The organism is Mycobacteroides sp. H003, from assembly GCF_001440135.1.
Classification (GTDB): Bacteria; Actinomycetota; Actinomycetes; order Mycobacteriales; family Mycobacteriaceae; genus Mycobacterium; species Mycobacterium gwanakae.
Genome location: NZ_LJYL01000021.1, coordinates 20256 through 39278, shown reverse-complemented (window position 1 = coordinate 39278; position 19023 = coordinate 20256). Strand labels below are relative to the sequence as shown.

General features: G+C 63.7%; 21 protein-coding genes. 11 read left to right on the top strand and 10 right to left on the bottom strand.

Annotation, left to right across the window (positions count from 1 at the left end; genetic code table 11):
- The first annotated feature begins 23 nt into the window (after window positions 1-23).
- From AOT87_RS15415 to AOT87_RS15390, 6 genes are read left to right on the top strand one after another with little or no spacing between them, the layout of a single operon-like run.
- Complete coding sequence (locus AOT87_RS15415; RefSeq protein ID WP_057967117.1) at window positions 24-902, top strand: zinc ABC transporter substrate-binding protein; 879 nt, start codon at window positions 24-26, stop codon at window positions 900-902.
- A 7-nt stretch (window positions 903-909) separates the two neighbouring features.
- Window positions 910-1695 carry a metal ABC transporter ATP-binding protein gene (locus AOT87_RS15410; RefSeq protein ID WP_057967118.1) on the top strand — a complete coding sequence of 262 codons (786 nt, stop codon included), beginning with the start codon at window positions 910-912 and terminating at the stop codon, window positions 1693-1695.
- A complete protein-coding gene (locus tag AOT87_RS15405) occupies window positions 1688-2518 on the top strand; it encodes a metal ABC transporter permease (RefSeq protein ID WP_030095780.1) in 831 nt (276 codons plus the stop codon). The genes AOT87_RS15410 and AOT87_RS15405 overlap by 8 nt, the downstream gene beginning before the upstream one ends.
- Before the next feature lie 18 nt (window positions 2519-2536).
- Complete coding sequence (locus tag AOT87_RS15400; protein ID WP_057967119.1) at window positions 2537-3253, top strand: 5-oxoprolinase subunit PxpA; 717 nt, start codon at window positions 2537-2539, stop codon at window positions 3251-3253.
- A 52-nt stretch (window positions 3254-3305) separates the two neighbouring features.
- Complete coding sequence (locus AOT87_RS15395) at window positions 3306-4106, top strand: SDR family oxidoreductase (protein ID WP_057969481.1); 801 nt, start codon at window positions 3306-3308, stop codon at window positions 4104-4106.
- Between the two features lie 24 nt (window positions 4107-4130).
- On the top strand, window positions 4131-5261 hold the full coding sequence (locus AOT87_RS15390; RefSeq protein WP_057969482.1) for a hypothetical protein: 1131 nt from the start codon (window positions 4131-4133) through the stop codon (window positions 5259-5261).
- Window positions 5262-5282: 21 nt separating this feature from the next.
- Here AOT87_RS15390 and AOT87_RS15385 read toward each other — a convergent pair whose 3' ends face one another.
- The 6 genes from AOT87_RS15385 to AOT87_RS15360 all read right to left on the bottom strand — a co-directional run bounded on the left by AOT87_RS15385 (window position 5283) and on the right by AOT87_RS15360 (window position 10370).
- Window positions 5283-6281, bottom strand: a complete 999-nt coding sequence (locus AOT87_RS15385; protein WP_057967910.1) for a glycerophosphodiester phosphodiesterase family protein — start codon at window positions 6279-6281, stop codon at window positions 5283-5285.
- A gap of 92 nt (window positions 6282-6373) precedes the next feature.
- A complete protein-coding gene (gene rlmB, locus AOT87_RS15380; RefSeq protein WP_030095785.1) occupies window positions 6374-7321 on the bottom strand; it encodes a 23S rRNA (guanosine(2251)-2'-O)-methyltransferase RlmB in 948 nt (315 codons plus the stop codon).
- A 2-nt stretch (window positions 7322-7323) separates the two neighbouring features.
- A complete protein-coding gene (gene cysS / locus AOT87_RS15375) occupies window positions 7324-8733 on the bottom strand; it encodes a cysteine--tRNA ligase (RefSeq protein WP_030095786.1) in 1410 nt (469 codons plus the stop codon).
- Between the two features lie 11 nt (window positions 8734-8744).
- Window positions 8745-9221 carry a 2-C-methyl-D-erythritol 2,4-cyclodiphosphate synthase gene (ispF, locus tag AOT87_RS15370; RefSeq protein ID WP_057967911.1) on the bottom strand — a complete coding sequence of 159 codons (477 nt, stop codon included), beginning with the start codon at window positions 9219-9221 and terminating at the stop codon, window positions 8745-8747.
- Window positions 9218-9934: a 2-C-methyl-D-erythritol 4-phosphate cytidylyltransferase gene (ispD, locus tag AOT87_RS15365; RefSeq protein WP_081349431.1), complete on the bottom strand. Its 717-nt coding sequence runs from the start codon at window positions 9932-9934 to the stop codon at window positions 9218-9220. Before ispD ends, ispF begins: the two co-directional genes overlap by 4 nt.
- The gene (locus tag AOT87_RS15360) at window positions 9882-10370 is read right to left on the bottom strand and encodes a CarD family transcriptional regulator (protein ID WP_005064991.1); all 489 of its coding nucleotides are present in this window, start codon (window positions 10368-10370) and stop codon (window positions 9882-9884) included. The genes ispD and AOT87_RS15360 overlap by 53 nt, the downstream gene beginning before the upstream one ends.
- Before the next feature lie 379 nt (window positions 10371-10749).
- On the opposite strand from AOT87_RS15360, the gene AOT87_RS15355 reads away from it, so the two are divergent.
- From AOT87_RS15355 to AOT87_RS15345, 3 genes are all read left to right on the top strand, one after another.
- A complete protein-coding gene (locus AOT87_RS15355) occupies window positions 10750-11463 on the top strand; it encodes a hypothetical protein (RefSeq protein WP_030095789.1) in 714 nt (237 codons plus the stop codon).
- A 76-nt stretch (window positions 11464-11539) separates the two neighbouring features.
- Window positions 11540-11995 (top strand): MmpS family transport accessory protein, encoded by a 456-nt coding sequence (locus AOT87_RS15350; protein ID WP_057967913.1) that lies wholly within the window; start codon window positions 11540-11542, stop codon window positions 11993-11995.
- Window positions 11996-12076: 81 nt separating this feature from the next.
- Window positions 12077-12442 (top strand): MmpS family transport accessory protein, encoded by a 366-nt coding sequence (locus AOT87_RS15345; RefSeq protein WP_057967914.1) that lies wholly within the window; start codon window positions 12077-12079, stop codon window positions 12440-12442.
- A gap of 88 nt (window positions 12443-12530) precedes the next feature.
- Here the strand turns inward: AOT87_RS15345 and AOT87_RS15340 are convergent, their stop codons facing one another.
- Both AOT87_RS15340 and AOT87_RS15335 read right to left on the bottom strand, forming a co-directional pair.
- Window positions 12531-13625, bottom strand: coding sequence for an acyl-CoA desaturase (locus AOT87_RS15340; protein WP_234795838.1), 1095 nt, complete (start codon window positions 13623-13625; stop codon window positions 12531-12533).
- 171 nt (window positions 13626-13796) lie between these two features.
- A complete protein-coding gene (locus tag AOT87_RS15335) occupies window positions 13797-14912 on the bottom strand; it encodes a ferredoxin reductase (protein WP_057967924.1) in 1116 nt (371 codons plus the stop codon).
- 303 nt (window positions 14913-15215) lie between these two features.
- Between AOT87_RS15335 and radA the strand changes: the two genes are divergently transcribed.
- Window positions 15216-16637, top strand: coding sequence for a DNA repair protein RadA (radA, locus tag AOT87_RS15330; protein ID WP_057967916.1), 1422 nt, complete (start codon window positions 15216-15218; stop codon window positions 16635-16637).
- Here radA and AOT87_RS15325 read toward each other — a convergent pair.
- Window positions 16627-17142, bottom strand: a complete 516-nt coding sequence (locus AOT87_RS15325; RefSeq protein ID WP_101312842.1) for a PaaI family thioesterase — start codon at window positions 17140-17142, stop codon at window positions 16627-16629. The genes radA and AOT87_RS15325 overlap by 11 nt on opposite strands.
- A gap of 50 nt (window positions 17143-17192) precedes the next feature.
- Between AOT87_RS15325 and disA the strand changes: the two genes are divergently transcribed.
- On the top strand, window positions 17193-18278 hold the full coding sequence (gene disA, locus AOT87_RS15320; protein ID WP_044104838.1) for a DNA integrity scanning diadenylate cyclase DisA: 1086 nt from the start codon (window positions 17193-17195) through the stop codon (window positions 18276-18278).
- On the opposite strand, the gene AOT87_RS15315 is transcribed toward disA, so the two are convergent.
- On the bottom strand, window positions 18275-19018 hold the full coding sequence (locus tag AOT87_RS15315; protein ID WP_030095797.1) for a hypothetical protein: 744 nt from the start codon (window positions 19016-19018) through the stop codon (window positions 18275-18277). The two genes, disA and AOT87_RS15315, sit on opposite strands and share 4 nt — an antisense overlap.
- Window positions 19019-19023: the final 5 nt, after the last annotated feature.

The following is a 19023-nucleotide window of genomic DNA, read 5'->3' as shown; positions in this document are numbered from 1 at the left end:
TACTGGAGAGCTGGAGGTCTGCTGTGCACGCTCGCGTGACTGGGTTGGCTTTGGCGGTTACGACCGTAGGAACGCTCGCGCTCTCCGGCTGCGGCCAAGCCCCCCAACGGTCCAGCGAACCCACGGTGGTGGCCTCCACGGATGCCTGGGCCTCAGTGGCCCAGGCCGTCGCCGGTGACCACGCCAAGGTGAGCGCATTGGTCAGCGGCGCCAACACCGACCCGCATTCCTTCGAGGTAACGCCCGCGGCCGCGGCGCAGGTCCAGGACGCCACGCTGGTTGTGTACAACGGCGACGGCTACGACCCGTTCATCGACAAGCTGCTCAAGGACGGCCAGCCTCGGGTCAACGCCTACCAGCTTCTGCCCGCGGACTCCGCCGACAAGAATGAGCATGTGTTCTACAGCCTGAGCACCGCGAAAAAGGTGGCCGATCAGGTTGCGGACGAACTTGCCAAGGCAGACCCGGACGACGCCGATACCTACCGAGCGAATGCCAAAACATTTGGGCAGCAGCTTGACTCCATCTCAGATCTGCAGCACGGCATCGCCGAGAAGGACCATGGCAAGGGGATCCTCGCGACCGAGCCGGTGGCCAGCCACCTGGTCTCTCATTGCGAACTGGTTGACCGCACGCCCCACGACTTCGCCGAAGCCGCCGAGCAGGGCCAGGACCCCTCACCCGCCGATGTCGCCACCGCGTTGGACCTGATCAACACCAAACAGGTTGCGGCACTGCTTTTCAACTCTCAAACGGCCGGACCGGTCACCAATCAGCTCAAGCAAGCCGCCGAATCTCATGGCGTTCCGGTAGTGACGGTGACCGAAACCCTGCCGGACGGCACCGACTACATCACCTGGCAGCGACGCACCACCGAACAGCTCGCCACCGCCCTGAGATAATGGCCGAATGAGTACCGCGACGCTGTGCAATGCATCGCTCAATCGCGGCGGACGCACCCTGTGGCAGGATCTGGATCTCACGGTCGAACCCGGTGAGTTCATCGCGGTATTGGGCCCCAACGGTTCCGGGAAGACCTCGCTGCTGCGCCTGCTGCTGGGGCAGGTGCCACTCACCCGAGGCACCATGATTGTCACCGGCGAACTCGGGTACGTCCCCCAGCACCGGCTCGCCGACAACGCGCTGATTCTGCGCGCGGAGGATCTTGTCGGCCTCGGAATCGACGGGCATCGTTGGGGTTTGGCGGCGTTCAACGGCGCCCGCCGCGCGCGCCAGCGTGAGGCGATCAAACTCGCACTGGATCAGGTCGACGCGACCCACCTGGCCACCAAGGCAGTCTCGTCGCTGTCCGGAGGTGAGCTACAGCGGGTACGCATCGCGCAGGCACTGGCGGGCGATCCCGCGCTACTCCTCTGCGACGAGCCGCTGTTGAACCTGGATCCGGCTAGTGCACAACAGATTTGCGCCCTGATCGACAAACGGCGCAGGAGCGCACAAACGGCGGTGCTGTTCGTTACGCACGAGATCAATCCGATCGTGCCGTATGTCGACAGAATCCTGTACCTGGTGGACGGACGCTTCCAGATCGGCACCGTCGACGAGGTGATGACGACGGAGACGTTGTCACGGCTATACCGCGCGCAGATCGACGTGGTGAAGGTACGTGATCAGTACGTGGTGGTGGGCGAAAACCAGCAGCTCACGTCAGAGTGCGCCGAGCACGCCCATGAGTAACTTCTTCAATCTCTCACTCACCGCCGATCTGCTCGGGCGCGACTTCGTGCAGCAGGCGATCCTCGCGGCCGCTCTGCTGGGATTGCTGGCCGGGCTCATCGGCCCCTTCGTGATCATGCGCCAGATGTCTTTCGCCGTCCACGGCTCCAGTGAGTTGTCACTAACCGGTGCCGCAGCAGCGCTGCTGGCCGGTGCCAATGTCGGGACCGGCGCACTCCTCGGAAGCGTGGTCGCGGCAATCCTTTTCGGGATCCTCGGGCAGCGCACCAAGGATCGCGACTCCTCAATCGGTGTCGTCATGGCCTTTGGGCTGGGGCTGGCAGTGCTTTTCATCCATCTGTACCCGGGACGCACCGGCACCAACTTCGCACTTCTGACCGGACAGATCGTCGGCGTCGGATACAGCGGGCTGCTGATGCTCGTCGTCGTGAGCCTCGTGGTGGGCGTGGTGCTGGCCGTCACCTACCGGCCGATGCTGTTCGCCACCGTAGACCCCGATGTGGCCGAGGCGCGCGGAGTGCCGGTTCGCACCTTGGGCATCGTGTTCGCGGCCCTCGTAGGCCTCACCGCGGCACAGGGTGTGCAGATCGTCGGCGCGCTACTGGTGATGTCGCTGCTCATCACACCCGCGGCGGCCGCCGCTCGCATCACCTCGTCCCCGGCGCGCGCCATCGGCCTGTCGATCCTCTTCGCCGAGATCGCCGCGGTCGGTGGCATCGTGCTGTCGTTGGCGCCAGGGGTGCCGATCTCGGTCTTTGTCACCATGATCGCGGTATCGATCTACCTGCTCTGCCGGGTCATCGGGCGATATCGGCAGGCCTGAGCGGGCTAGGCTCGCACGGTGACGCGCATCGACCTGAATGCCGACCTTGGTGAAGGATTCGGTGCCTGGCGCCTGGGCGACGATGAGGCGATGCTCGATGTGGTCACAAGCGCAAACCTCGCCTGTGGCTTCCATGCGGGCGATCCTGCGACATTGCACCGCACCTGCCGCGCCGCTGCCGCTCGGGGTATCCGCATCGGCGCGCAGGTCGGCTACCGTGATCTGGCGGGCTTTGGCCGCCGGTTCATCGATGTCGCCGCAGACGACCTCTACGCCGACGTGGTGTACCAGATCGGCGCATTGGATGCGTTGGCCCGCACGGTCGGGTCGTCCGTGGCCTATGTGAAACCGCATGGCGCGCTGTACAACACAATTGTTCATCATGAGGTGCAAGCGGACGCGGTTGCGCGTGCGGTACGCGACGTGAACGCCGCCTTTCCGGTGCTGACACTGCCGCACAGTGCGTTCGGGGACCGTGCGCGCGAATTGGGGTTGCGCGTGGTGACCGAGGCCTTCGCCGACCGGGCCTACCGAGAGGACGGCACCCTGGTACCGCGCGGCGAACCGGGGGCGGTGTTGCACGATCCCGCTGCGGTCGCGGCGCGCATTCCCGCCCTGAGCAAAACTGCCGAATCGATATGCGTACACGGCGATTCCCCGGACGCCGTGACAATCGCACGGACCGTGCGCGCGGCGCTGACAGCCAACGGAATCGAGCTGGCCCCGTTCGTTTAGCGGTGGCGGTAAAACCGCCGCTGAAAAGGTCCTTCGGTGCGATCATGAGGTCATGAGCGTCTTCTCGGCTCAGTACGGGTCCTACGCACTCGTCACCGGGGCCTCAGCGGGGATCGGCGAGGAGTTCGCCCGTCAGCTGGCACAGCGCGGGCTGAATCTGGTGCTGGTTGCGCGTCGGGACGAGAAACTCAAGGACCTGGCGTCAGTCCTCGCCGAATCGGCCGGTATCGACGTGAAGGTCATCGCCCTTGACCTGGTTTCCGAGAGCGCCGTCGCCGAGTTGGCGAGAGCCACCGAGGCACTGGATATCGGCCTGGTCGTACTGAACGCGGGCGTGCTCGTCATCGGACCATTCCTTGACGAACCATGTGACACCCAGACCAACCTGGTGCTGCTCAATGCGCTGCGACCCATGCAGCTGGCCCATCACTTCTGCAGCATTCTGGTGCGAAGACGCCGGGGCGGGATCATCCTCGTAGCCTCACTGGCCGGTCAACATCCGGTTCCGTATGAGGCCACCTACTCGGCGTCAAAGGCATTCGTCAGTTCCTTCGGTCAATCCCTGCACACCGAGCTCGCCGGTACAGGTGTCGATGTCACCGTGCTGGCGCCGGGCATGGTCGACACACCCATGATTCGAGACTCCCCAGTCGATGTGACAAACACCCAGCTATCGGTCACCGGTCCGGAACCGGTCGTCCAGGCTGCGCTGGATGGACTCGGAAAGAAGGCTCTTGTGATTCCCGGGGCCACAAATAAATTGGCGGACATAGCGTTCCGCGTGCTGCCACGTTCAGTGGCTGTCCGGCTCGGCGGCAGAATCATGCGCCAAATACTCACCAGCCCCACATAAGCACCCTAGAAAGTGATCAGTGCCATGGAGAAACGATTCTTACTGGACAACGTGGACGAGAATCAGCCGATCTTCTTTGCCGATTGTGACGCCGACGGCAGGGTAAGCGCTCAACTCCGCTTTCGCTTCATGCTCTTGGGCGAAGAGTTGATGGAGAAGCTGCCCGGCGCAGCGGCTTTCACGCATAAAGCCTTCGCCGAGGACGGTCCGCTCGATGAGTGGTACGACATGGAGGTCGACATCAAGGCGGGAGAAACGTACTCCGCACTAATCTTACGTAACCGTGACAAGTGGCGTCGGCACGTCGAGTTCAAGGACAGCATCACCATCGCGGCGGTGTGTGCCATGAAAAGGACCGACCTCATCACGTTTGTCCGCCCTGTGATCGGCGGCACCTACCTGGGTGCGTATGTTCAGACTTCCGAACCGGCGCGCGCCGCGGTGTTTGTCTACAAACAGGAACAAGGTAAGGCCGCTCCCCCCTCCCTCAATGGACTCCCGCAATTCCCCGGCAAGTTGGCAAGCAGCGGTTGGAGCCCGGAGAAGCCCTCCATGCTTCCGTTCGCGGTTTCACAGGCCTATTCGGACCCTGGGCCAGGATCGTCGATCATCGGCGTTCTCTCACCGGGAAATCTTTATGACGTGCTTTTCGTCGTGATGACCGAGGACGGCAGGTGGGATTGGGATGTGCGACAACTGCGCACGGATCTCAGGGAAGTAACCGTCACCTTCGACAGGGTTCACGTGACCAACGACGCGGACGAATCCACCTCCGGTGAAATACATTTCAAGTTTCAAACGGGCTGCTGGGATTCGGGCCATGACCCGCGAGTGCTTCAGACATTCGACCGGCCACGTGCGAACATCACGGACGGACACACTGTGGGCAACCTCGGGTACGCACATGTGGGTGCCCTCGAGGCCGCGGAGCAGGATGTGATCATGACCGAACTCTTCTTCCGCTGCTGGGGTGACGAGATGGACATCGACGGCAAGGACCGCGCCGAAGGCTCACAGGAGGTCCCGCTGCCCAGCGGCTATGGCCGCGAAAAGGTTGAGAAGGCGCCCTTCGGAGTGATTTGCAGGTCGATCACCGGAGACCCCCTGGCGTTCGAGGTGTACGGAACCTATTCAGTACGGTATGCGAGCAACTGAACTGCACCAACGTGTTCGAGATCATCGGTGATAGGCCGGTGGCAGCGCCAAACCCTTCTCTGCCAACACCTTCCGCAGGATCGTCGGATAGTCGCTGATTATCCCGTCGGCACCGGCGTCGATCTGCGCCTTCATGGTCTCGGCGTCGTTGATGGTCCACGGAATAACCTTGAGCCCCAAAGCGTGTGCCTTCTCGACGAACTTCTTGTCGGCGACCAGCGTGAAACCCGGATCACCCACCTTGCCTCCATAGGGCACGGTGTATCCCGGTGACAAGATGGTGGCACCTATCTGCTTGGCCCCGTCAATCGGATCCTTGACGACCGCGGGATCCACTCCACCGAGCCACGGCGAGCCCGGATACCAGGTGGTCTCGTCCCAGAGCGCGACAAGTGGGATACCCGGTTCGGCTCGCTTGGTCATCGGCAGCGTGCGCCAGTCGAAGCTCTGAATTTCGGCTTTGTCGACCTTGCCCGCCGCCCGAATAGCCCCGAGAATGACGTCGACAAACACCTGCGGTTCCGCCGATTTCTGAGGTTCGGCGGCCTCCACCTTCGTCTCGATGTTGTACCGCACATCGGCATGATAGGAATCCGCGAGGGCGAAAACCTCGGGTAGCAAAGCAATCCTGTCGTTCTTCACTACCTCTGCCTGTGGAAAATCCTTGAGCAGCTTGCCGCAGTCCAGGGTGCGCAACTGATCGGAAGTCAGGTCTTTCACCAGCTTTCCGACATAAGGGAACTGTGGGTCACCCGGTGTCACCGGGGCAGTATCTGAGCATTTCGCGGAATCGATCACCGGATCGTGCCAGACCATGGGTTTGTGGTCCTTGGAGATGACGACGTCGAGCTCGAGAGTGCTCACCCCGAGTTCAAGTGCTTTCGCGAAGGCGCGCAATGATTCTTCGGTGGTTTCACCGCGCCCGCCCCGGTGCGCCTGCAGATCAAAAGACGCCGCGTCCTTATTGCCACAGGACGTCAGTGCCAGGGTAACTGCGAGAACGGCAGCCAAGCGCTTCATGGCGATGAGGCTATGCCACTCGCACCGGGAAGGCATTCGCGTACACCAAACAGCCATCTTCCGTACACAGATGCCTTCACGGCACGAAGCAATCAGCGCCGCTGGCGCGCGATCTCCGCGAGCACCACGCCGGCGGCCACCGACGCGTTCAGCGATTCGACCGGCCCGGCCATGGGGATCGACACCACCGCGTCGCAGGTCTTACGGACCAGCTGGGACAGACCCTTGCCCTCTGATCCAACGACCACAGCGATATCGCCCGCGCCGTCGAGGTCATCGAGCTCGGTATCTCCGCCGGCGTCAAGTCCGACAATGGTGAGACCCTTGTCCTGCCAATCCTTGAGTGTGCGTGTCAGATTCGTGGCGCGCGCGACCGGAAGGCGCGCCGCCGCACCAGCGCTGGTTCGCCATGCAACAGCGGTGACCGATGCACTTCGCCGCTGCGGAATGACAACCCCGTGCCCCCCGAAGGCAGCCACGGAGCGCACGATGGCGCCCAGATTGCGCGGGTCCGAGATGTTGTCCAGTGCCACCAATAGTGCGGGCTGCGCCTCCGCACGCGCGCGGGCCAGCAGATCGTCGGGATGGGCGTATCGATACGGAGGGACCTGCAGGGCAAGCCCCTGGTGCAACCCGTTGGTGCTCATGCGGTCCAGGTCGGGCCGCGGCACTTCCAGGATCGCGATACCGGCATCGGCCGCCAGCGACACGGATTCGGTGAGTCGCTCGTCGTTGTCGGCGCCGACGGCGACATATAACGCCGTTGCCGGCACACCCGTGCGCAGGCATTCGAGCACCGGGTTGCGTCCCAGCACCATCTCGGACTCGTCGCCCTGCTTCAGCCGACGCTGCTTGGCATCGGTGATCTTCCGTTGCACAGCAGCACGTTTGGCAGCTGGATGCTTCGTCCGCTGTTCGGCCGGAGGTGTCGCGCCCTTGCCCTCCAGGCCCCGTCGGCGTACACCGCCGGAGCCGACGGTGGGCCCCTTCTTGGTGCCGGGCTTACGTACCGCGCCGCGGCGCTGGGAATTTCCTGCCATTGCTACTCTTCGTCACTACTCGTAAGGGACCACTGAGGGCCGTCTGCGGTATCGGTGATCTCCAGGCCCGCCCGCTTGAGCCGGTCCCGGATCTCGTCTGCGAGTGCCCAATCCTTCTCTGCCCGAGCTGTTCCCCGCCGCTCTAGCTCGGCCGTCACCAGCACGTCGACGGCATTCAGTGCGGCGGACGTCTCGTCACGCGTCTCCCAGCGCTCGTTGAGCGGGTCACATCCGAGAATCGACATCATGGCGCGGACGCTCGACGCCGCCGATAGCGCGCCCTCGTGGTCACCGGCATCCAGTGCCCGGTTTCCGTCCGCGCGCGTGGAATGCACCTCTGCCAACGCGATCGGCACCGACAGGTCGTCATCCAGAGCCGCTGCGAAGCCAGGAGTCCAGGTACCCACCGGGACGTCGCCGACCCGGATCCGCACCCGGTGCAGGAAGTCTTCGATACCGCAGTAGGCCTTGACCGCGTCCGCGAGCGCGGTCTCGGAGTATTCGAGCATGGAGCGGTAGTGCGCGCTACCGAGGTAGTAGCGCAGCTCGACAGCCCGGACTCGTTGCAGCACAGCCGGAATGGACAAAACATTGCCCAACGACTTGCTCATCTTCTCGCCACCCATGGTGACCCAGCCGTTGTGCAGCCAGTAGCGTGCGAATCCGTCGCCGGCAGCACGGCTCTGCGCAATCTCGTTCTCGTGATGCGGGAAGATCAGATCCATGCCGCCCGCGTGAATATCGAACTCCGGGCCCAGATATGACTCGCACATCGCCACGCACTCGGTGTGCCAGCCCGGTCGTCCGGGTCCCCACGGAGTGGGCCACGACGGCTCACCGGGCTTGGCGCCCTTCCACAGGGTGAAGTCCCGCGGGTCACGCTTGCCGGTCGCGACACCCTCGCCCTGGTGCACATCGTCGATCTTGTGCCCAGACAGTTGCCCGTACTCCGGATAGCTCAGCACATCGAAGTAGACGTCGCCGCCACTGGCGTAAGCATGCCCGGTGTCGATGAGACGCTCGATCAGCTCGACCATCTGGGTGATATGGCCCGTCGCCCGTGGGGACACCGAAGGAGGCAGCACTCCGAGCGCGTCGTAGGCCTGGTCGAAAGCGCGCTCATAGGTGGCCGCCCACTCCCACCATGGCCGACCGGCATCGGCCGCCTTGTTCAGGATCTTGTCGTCGATATCGGTCACATTGCGAACGAACAGGACGTCATAGGCGCGGGCGGTGAGCCAGCGACGCAGCACATCGAACGCGACGCCGCTGCGGACGTGCCCAATATGGGGCAGACCCTGCACAGTTGCCCCGCACAGGTAGATGGAGACGGACCCGGGCTGCAAAGGCACGAAGTCACGCACGGCACCCACACGGGTGTCGTACAGCCGAAGCGGAGCGTGACCGGTCACGACCAGCGAGCTTACAGCGCTGTGACGAGCGCCGTTGCCACCGCGGCCAAGCCCTCGCCACGTCCGGTCAGACCCAGCCCGTCGGTTGTGGTCGCCGAAACCGAAACCGGTGCTCCGAGGAGGCCCGACAGTAGCTCCTGGGCCTCGGCCCGGCGCGGCCCGATCTTCGGGCGATTCCCGATGACCTGAACTGCGGCGTTACCAATCTGGAAACCGCTGTCGTGCAGCAGCTCCCGCACGTGGGTCAGCATCTTCGCCCCGCTGACACCCGACCATTCTGGCTGGCCGGTTCCGAACACCGCACCCACATCGCCCAGTCCGGCCGCCGAAAGCAGCGCATCGCACAGCGCGTGGGCGGCGACGTCACCGTCCGAATGTCCCTCGCAGCCATCCGCATCGGGGAACAAAAGCCCCAGCAACCAGCATTGCTTACCCACCTCTATCGGGTGTACGTCGGTGCCGATGCCCACCCGGGGCAATGCGCTCATTGAGCTACCTCCCTGCTCAGAATCGCCTCCGCCAGCGTCATGTCCAGCGCCGTGGTGATCTTGAAGGCCAGCCGGTCACCGTCCACGACGTGCACGCTCTCACCCATCTGCTCGACGAGTGCGGCATCATCGGTGGCGACATCCCCCGCGGCCGCGTACGCGCGCCTCAGCAGGTCTGCGGCGAACCCCTGCGGCGTCTGCACGGCGCGCAGGCCGGCCCGATCGGGTGTGCCGCTCACATCGCCGGCCGCATTGACCGATTTGATGGTGTCCGTGACGGCTATCGCCGGGATAACCGCGCGACGGCCGCCTTTCAGCTCCGCGACGATGCGGGCGATCATGTCCGGAGGGGTCAACGGACGCGCTGCATCGTGAACAAGAATCCAGTCGGCCGCATTCACCGCTGCCAGCCCGGCACGTACCGAATCGGTGCGTTCTGCGCCGCCCGGCACAAGTGTGGCCGCCGGGCCCAGCAGGGCCGCAGCTTTCTTCAGCTGCTCGGCGCCGACTACGACGACTACCTCGTCGACGGCCCCGGAAGACAACAGACCATCGACACAACGTTCGAGCATTGTCCGGCCACCAACAGTGACGAAGGCTTTCGGAATGTCTGCACCCAGCCGCACACCGAGACCGGCGGCCGGGACAATCGCCGCCGTCCTACGAGGCAGCTGCGAGCACCTCGTCAAGAATGGTGTCGGCCTTGGCGGCATTGGTGTTCTCCGCAAGCGCCAGCTCACCGACCAAGATCTGACGAGCCTTGGCCAGCATGCGCTTCTCGCCTGCGGACAGGCCACGCTCCTGCTCGCGGCGCCACAGGTCACGCACGACCTCGGCGACCTTCTTCACGTCGCCGGAAGCCAGCTTCTCCTGGTTGGCCTTGAATCGACGGGACCAGTTGGTCGGCTCTTCGGTGTGCGGTGCACGCAGCACCTGGAAGACCGTGTCCAGACCCTCGCGGCCCACCACGTCACGGACGCCGACGTACTCGGCATTCTCTGCAGGCACACGAACAGTCAAATCGCCCTGGGCAACCTTCAGGACGAGATACTCTTTCTGCTCGCCTTTGATGGTTCGGGTCTCGATCGCTTCGATCAGCGCTGCACCGTGATGTGGATACACAACGGTGTCTCCGACCTTAAATATCATCTTGTTTCGTGCCCCTTTCGATACCCAATTCTATCACGGGGTATCTCGACGTGTGCACCAACGGTGCAGGTCAGGGGCACTGCAGGTGAACCCTCGGGGTTGACATGGTGACGTTTTCGTGCATCCAGCGCCCCTCAGCGGCGGCGTCCGCCGACCCATAAACCAGCCCTCACAAGCGGTAATCCAGGTCACATCGGTTCCCCGATGCCAGCCTGGGACACCGGATCCGGACGGATCTGGACGGTCTTCACGCGAGTGACTCATCCCGGGTGCCCCGCCGTTTTCGTCGTCGCCAGGCACCTACTACTGTCTATAGGACATATCGGCCGCAGGTGGATTTCGGACTATCCGGAGCCGCTTTCGAATCAGGGAGATGCCTGTGTTTCGCACTCGGTCCCATCGCAGCACCGCTCGCGTGACGACACTTCTTGGCGCCGCGGTTCTCGCGACTGCCCTCACCGGCTGCGGCTCGGGGCAGATCTCGCAGACAGCGAACCAGTCCTCGGCGATCAACGGCGGCAGTGCCAACCTCGGCAAGCTGGCGTTGCGCAACATCCATCTCGTCGGCACCCCGGACCCGGTGAAGCAGCGTGCCGGGCAGAAGGCCGAGCTGGTTCTGGTCATCACGAATGAATCAGCGGATGTCAACGACAAGCTCACCGCAGTTTCCTCTCCGGACGACATCGGCAAGGTGACCCTGAGCGGCGACAGCGAGATCCCGGCGACCGGCCGTCTGTTCGTCGGGGCCGCCGAAGGCCAGGAGCCCGCATCCGAGGCCAAGGGACCCGAGGCCGCCGGCGCAGAAGGCAGCAACGGGGAGCACGGTGCCACCGTCTCCACCGAGCCCGGAGCCGCCACGACGGAGGTCAAGGCACCAGAGCCCAAGCCGCAGGCCGCCTCTGACCCGACGATCAAGCACGGCAAGGCTCAGCTACAACTGACGAAGGATCTGGCCGACGGCCTCACGTACCGATTCACCTTCACCTTCGAGAAGGCCGGAGAGGTCACCGTCGCGGTGCCCATCGACGCCGGTCCGAGTGCACCTCGCCAGCACACCGCCAATGAGGAAGGCCACGAGGGCGGCGGACACTAACACAGTCGCACAGCGAGGGCCCGGAACGGCGATCTGCCGTCTCGGGCCCTCGCTTTTTTCGTGTTAGCTTGCGCCCATGAAACGGCTCTTCACCTGCATGGCGGCGGTGGCCACGATGGGCGCGGTGCTGACCGCTCCTGCCGCACACGCGGCGCCCAAAACGGTGACGTACCGAGTCTGGGCGGAATACGGCCCACTGGTCGCGGCAACCATCGGCTACAACGATGCCGACGGCGGCCGCCGCGGTGCGATGAATCCGCAGTTGCCATGGGGCAAGGACATCACCTGGACCGATGACACCAAGCACCCCCTGATCAATGTCACCGGGTACAACACCGGAGATGGTCCGCGCATCTTCTGCCAGATCCTCATCGACGGCCAGGTGGTCGACGAGGATGATCGCGTGGAGCTGGCCACCTGCAGCTACGCCACCGACGGCGTGCCCCGCGAGCATTGCCAGCGCGGAAACTCAGGCTCCATCGTGGGCATCTTGAGCAAGGTGCCCGGCGACCCATGCAGCCGCGATCAGTGACGCCCGCCGTGTGACGAATCGGCCCATTGCCCGCGGCCGTCGTGATAACTTCCGGCCCAAAGCCTGAACCGGGAGGACATCGTGAAGCGAACCCTGGCAGCGGTAACCGCGGCAACCGCAGTCGTTGGCCTGGCCCTCCCCGGGACCGCGCAGGCTGCGCCCCCCAAGGTGACCTACCTGGTGTGGGCGGCCGGCAAGGCACCCGAGGCCGGCACCATCAGCTACGGCGGCCACAACGGAACGCCTCAGTCCGTCAGCGACGTCAAGCTGCCATGGTCGGTGACGGTGGCCTGGCCGTACCAGGACACTGTCAAGCAGGTGACGGCGATCTGGGGCTCGGGGCACATCTATTGCCGGATTCTGGTGGACGGGCAGACCGTCTTGTCCAACGACGGCGAGAAGACCGTGAATTGTCAGGACCGCATCGTCCCACTGCCGCCTGACTAAGCACGTCCCACCGAAGCTTCAATTCCGCACTGGCACTTCGTCTCCGCCCCCACAAGCCAGCCGTTGGGAGGCTGGCTTGTGGCAATGCTCAGGCAGCGGCCCGAAACTGGCGCCTCACCATCCGCACAGGGAAGGTGATGATGTCTGCAACCGTTGCAATCGGCGACTTCTGGAAGAAGTTGTCCGGGAACGAAAGCTTGAACACCTTCTTGTAGACACTTCCCAGCTGCTTCGCCATCGAAGCCTCGTGGTAAGCGATGCCGTATTTCTCGCATATCGCGCGGACCTCCACCGCAATCTCCGCATAGCGGTATGCGGGGAGGTCGGGGAACAGGTGGTGCTCGATCTGATAGCTCAGGTTGCCCGACAGGATGTCGATGCCCTTCCAACCGGTGAAGTTGGCCGAGCCAAGGATCTGGCGGTAGTACCAGGCGGCATGGCTCTCATCCTCGGTCTCTTCGATTGAGAACGTCTGAACCTCTTCGGGGAAGTGACCGCACCAGATCACCGACGATGCCCAGAGGTTGCGGACCAGGTTGGCCATCATGTTCCCGAGGAAGGTAAACGGCGCGCCCGGGCCCGAGAGCAGCGGGAAGATGACGTAGTCCTTGAGCGCCTGCTTGCCGGCCTTCGCACGGAACCTGGCAAGCCCTTCCTTCATGTCGGACCACGACTTCTCGCCCTTGAAGAACTTCTCCGACTCGAGCTCCTGGAGCGCGGTTCCCCACTGGAAGAAGATCTGCAGGGTGGCGCAGAAGACGGGGTTGAGCAGCCAGATCGGGTGCCACGGCTGCTCCTCGGTCATGCGCATGACGCCGTACCCCTCGGCGTCGTGGTCCTTGCCGACGATGTTGGTGAAGGTGTGGTGCACGTAGTTGTGCGTGTACAGCCAGCTGTCGGCGTGGATGGTGTTGTCCCAGTCGAAGTTCTTGGACGTGAGAGCCGGGTCCTGCATCCAGTCGTACTGGCCATGCATGACGTTGTGCCCGATCTCCATGTTGTCGATGATCTTGGAGAGGGAAAGCGCTACGACTCCTCCCAACCAAGCCGGCGGGAACCAGCCCGCCCACAGCAGCGCGCGGCCGGCGACCTCAAGCTTCTTCTGCTTGCTCACGATGTCACGGATGTAGTTGGCATCCTTTTCGCCGAGGTCGGCGACGATGCGGGCACGCAGGGCGTCCATTTCCTTGCCGAACTCTTCGATCTGCTCGGACGGCAGTTTCTTGAGGTCGTTCGGCCTGGCCGGGGGTGCGTACGTGGTCGGCTTCTTCTGGTTCTTCTGCTTGTTGGCAGGTGCGAAAGTAGTCATTTCGTGTCTCCTTCGGGGCTGTGGTGGAGGCTGGCTCGGCGTTGCTCAGAGGGCGATGACGACATCGCCAACGGGTTTGTTGATGCAGAGCTTGACGTTGGTGTCAGGGTCGCTGCAGAGGTCGCCGTTGAGAACGTTCTGCGTTGTTCCGCTGTCCTTCTTGCGAACACACGTGAAGCAGATGCCGATGCGGCAGCCGTACTCCGGAGTCAGGCCCGCGGCCTCAGCCTGCTCGAGGATCGTCTGGCCGTTGTTGGCGACAGCCAGGTTCGACTCGGAGAAGGTGAGGTCGCCTTCGGCATCGTCGGTGCTGACGGTCCGAATCGGGGCGGCGAACTGCTCGAGGTGGAGCTTGTGCGCGAGACCCTCGGCATCGAAGATCTCACGGACCGCGTTCATCAGCGGCATCGGGCCGCACAGGTATGTTTCGGCTTCTGCGTAGTGGCGGTCAGCGGCGAGCAGGTGCTCCTTGCAGAAGTAGCCCTCGAGGTCTCCGTCCGACGCTTCGGTATACGCACGGACAATCCTGACGCCTTCGTACTTGGCCTTGATCTCATCGATTTCCGCCTGGTAGATCACGTCGTCCTTGGTGAACGCGTAGTGCAGGAAGGTGATCTTCCCGATGTACGCCTTATCGGTGAGTGTGCGCAGCATCGACATCACCGGCGTGATTCCCGAACCACCGCTGATGAACAGGATGCTTCGCGGATGCGGCAGCGGCAGGCAGAACTCGCCTTGCGCGGCCGAGATCTGTACGACCAAGCCTGACTTGGCGTTGGCCAGCAGCCAGGGCGAAACAAGGCCGTTCGGGTCTACTTTGACGGTGAGCTCGATCTGGCCGTCACGACGGAACTGCGAGTTCGCCGGCGAGTAGCAACGGGTGCGGCGGACACCGTCGATCTCAACCGAGAGCTTGACGAACTGTCCGGCCCGGAAGCCCTTCCAGTTGGCATTGGGACGCAAGGTCAAGGTGACGCTGTCCTTGGTCTTCCGGACGACGTCGGTCACCTCTGCGCGGGTCTCGGTCGTGGACCACAGCGGGTCGATCATTTCGAAGTAGCGGTCCACACCATGCGGAGTTGTAGCGGCCTTGACGAACGAAGAGGTCAGTATCCGACGCGCAAGCCGAGAAGAGGTCAAGGTCTGAACATTGAGGGACATGCTCGACTCCATTTCGGTTAACGTTTGTATACTGAATACAGTACGGCAGGGTGCCTTAAGCCACAACCTATGCGCCGGGGCGCTCCCAAAACTGAACTATTACCGCAGTTCATAGCACCTATCGATCGGGGCAATCAGTGCACTTGCCGGGCAATGGTTTGCCGCGATCAAGTCATGCAATCCCCTTGAAACAAGTGCACATTTGTGTGTGAATACGCTGTGACAACAGGAGGCGCACCCGGGAAATCACTCGCCCCGGCCCACATCCCCGGATTTGTCACACCCGACGGCTAACGTCGCGGTGTGGCCAAACCCCGCGCGCAGTTCAGGTGTTCTGAATGCCAGCACACCACCGCCAAATGGGTGGGCCGCTGCCCCGATTGCGGCACCTGGGGCAGCGTGAGTGAAACCGCCGTGCTGTCCTCCATCGGCGGACTCGGCGCGGTGCGCGCCGTCGCTCCCGCCTCGGCAGCGGTACCCATCACCAGCATCCCCACCGACACCACCAAGCACCAGCCCACCGGTGTCTCCGAGCTCGACAGGGTGCTGGGTGGCGGCGTCATCCCCGGCTCGGTGAATCTCCTCGCCGGTGAGCCGGGCGTCGGCAAATCGACGCTGCTGCTGAAGGTCGTCCACCAATGGGCGGCCTCTGGCGGACGTGCGCTCTACATCAGCGGCGAGGAGTCGGCCGCCCAGGTTCGGCTTCGGGCCGAACGCACCGGATGCGCGCACGACGAGGTGTATCTGGCCTCCGAATCCGATCTACACAGCGTGCTGGGGCATATCGAGGCGGTCAAACCCACACTGGCAATTATCGATTCGGTGCAGACCATGTCCACCACCGATGCCGACGGCGTGACCGGTGGTGTTACCCAGGTGCGAGCGGTGACGACGGCGTTGACCATGGCGGCGAAGTCTTCGGGGGTGGCGATGGTGCTGGTCGGCCATGTCACCAAGGACGGTGCGATCGCCGGGCCGCGATCTCTGGAACACCTGGTCGACGTGGTGTTGCACTTCGAGGGCGACAAGCACACGGCGTTGCGCATGGTCCGTGGAGTCAAGAACCGATTTGGCGCCGCCGATGAGGTCGGATGTTTTCAGTTGCGCGACAGAGGGATCGAATGTGTATCCGATCCTTCCGGGTTGTTCTTGGAACATCGCGAGAAGGCCGCTCCCGGAACGGCGGTGACGGTCACCCTCGACGGTAAGCGCCCCCTGCTCGGCGAGGTTCAGTCTCTCGTAACCACTTCCACCAACCCGTCACCGCGGCGTGCGGTGAGCGGACTCGATCATGCACGTTCGGCGATGGTCACCGCCGTACTGGAACGCCATGGACGAATCCCCTTGGGCAATAACGATATTTACATGGCAACGGTGGGCGGCATGCGCATGACCGACCCGTCGTCGGATTTGGCCATCCTGATGGCGGTGGCCTCGGCGTACACCGACATCGCATTGCCGGCCAACATGGTGTTCATCGGTGAGGTGGGGCTGGCGGGCGATATCCGGCGCACCGCTGCCGTGGGTAAGCGCATCGCCGAGGCCGCGCGGCTCGGCTACACCCATGCGGTCATTCCGCCCGAGGGGGACGACCTGCATCCGGCAGGTATGCACCTGCTGCGCTGCCCCACGGTCGGCAGGGCCCTTGAAGTGCTCTCCGAGGCACGCCGGATCGAGCCGGAAAAGCGCCCGAGTCTACGCCTGGCACAACAATCTACGGACTGATGCCGAGCGTCCGCGAGGCTCCTTCACCGTAGTGCGCATCCGGGTCGATGATCACGAAGATCCCCTGTGAACTAGCCACCAGCTCACCGTCGATTCGCGCACTGGCCGTCGTGTACAGCTTGCGTCCGGCCCTGCCCTCCACCGCAGCGGCCAGGTCTACCATTGCCCCAACGGGAATGGGCCTGCGGTAGTCGATCTCCAAATGCGCAGTGACAGCGATCAACTGCGTCACGATGCCCAGCACGCCCTGCAACTCATCAAAGATCGCCGCCATCACACCGCCGTGGATGACGCCGGGTCCGCCCTCTAGCTCCGGGAGAACCTCGAACTGGCCGGTAACACCGGCACCGTCAGCGGCGAAGAACCGCGTGCCCCACAGGTCCTCCTCGGACCCCGGGTAACTGAACCTGCGGGGCCAGCCCGGGTTCAGCGCTGCTCCCGGAGCGGGGGCTTCCGGGCCGCGGCTAACCGGCTCTAGCCCCTCGGGCAACGTCCACGTCGACATGACCACGTAATCTAACTGCGGCGAACCGAGCCTGGAGAGGGAGGGGCGCGATGGACAACGCGGAAGCCAACGCAAGAATGCGGGAGACCCTGGCCCGGTTGGCGCCGGGCACACCCCTGCGCGACGGGCTGGAACGCATTCTTCGTGGTCGCACCGGGGCGCTGATTGTCCTGGGCTACGACGACAAGGTCGAGAGCATCTGCGACGGCGGTTTCTCACTCGATGTCGCTTTCGCCCCGACCCGACTTCGCGAGCTGTCCAAAATGGACGGTGCCGTGGTGCTGTCCACGGACGGATCGCGCATCGTTCGCGCCAACGTGCAGCTGGTCCCCGACCCGTCCATCCCGACCGAAGAGTCCGGTACCCGGCACCGGTCCGCAGAGCGAACAGCCATCCAGACGGATTATCCCGTTGTCTCGGTGAGCCATTCAATGAACATCGTGAGCGTGTACACCGCCGGCATCCGGCACGTGGTCATGGATTCGGCGACCGTCATGTCCCGGGTCAACCAGGCGGTATCCACCCTCGAGCGCTACAAGACACGACTGGACGAGGTGACCTCGTCGTTGTCCACCGCGGAGATCGAGGACTTCGTGACCCTGCGCGACGTCATGACCGTGGCGCAGCGGCTGGAACTGGTGCGCCGGATCAGCCAGGACATCGAACTCGATGTCATCGAGCTCGGCACCGACGGACGTCAGCTCAAACTGCAGATCGGCGAGCTCGTCGGCGATAACGACACCGAACGCGAACTACTGGTGCGGGATTATCACGCCAACCCCGAGCCACCGACTCAGGCGCAGATCGCGTCGACACTTGAAGATCTGGACGCGCTCTCGGATACCGATCTGTTGGACCTGACGGTGCTGTCGCGCACATTCGGATACCCATCGACCGTCGAAGCCCAGGACACCGCGATGAGTTCCCGCGGTTACCGGGCCATGACGCACATCCCCCGACTGCAGTTCGCACATATCGACAGGCTGGTCAGGGCCTTCGGGTCGCTACAGGGACTCCTGGCCGCCAGCGCGACCGATCTACAGTCGGTGGAGGGAATCGGGGCCATGTGGGCCCGGCACATCCGTGAAGGACTGTCCCGTCTGGCCGAATCGACTCTTACCGAACAAACCGGTTAGGCCGGTGGTGCTGCCGGCGGCGGTGCATCGGCAGGCTTCTCACCGATGATGAAGGGCACTGGCGCGCTGCGCAGATCTCCGAGCTGAACCACCAGCGAGTAGGTCCCCGGGCCGATGGCCGGGCGAGGCAGCGGGCAGTTGGGCGCGGAACCCATTCCGGTCCAGGTGACCTCGGTGGTCACCTGCTCGCCTGGGTTGAAGGTCTTGATGGAGTTCTCTTGCGACGGAGCGCAATCCAGGTTGGCCCAGATCCGCTTGTTGTCCACACTGAACACCGAAGCGGCCAGCACAGCGGCACCCACATCTCGTTTGCACTGCACCAGGCCGATATTGGTGACCACCATGGTGAACTTGGGCTGCTCGCCGGCCAGATAGCTGGGCTTGTCGGTGGAGGCCTTCACCGCGAGCGTCGCGTCGGGGCAGTCATCGCCGGCGTTCAACGCCACTGGCGGCACCAATTCGGGCTTGGCGATTGGCGGTCCGTCGTGGACCGGCGCATCCACGGGCTTGTCGGTCGGCTTCTGGATCTCGTTGGGCGGCAGAATGACCGGCTTACCGGCGGGTGCCGTCGCTTCAGCAGGCTGATCCGCGGCCTTGGTGTCGGCTCCTGCACTGCCACCGACCAGCGCGAAGATCACCGCGGCGACGATGGCGACAACAACCACCGCCACACCGATCGCGAGGGCGCGGCGCCGCCAATAGATCTCCGAAGGCAGCGGGCCTGAGGGGTGCATGTCAATCACGA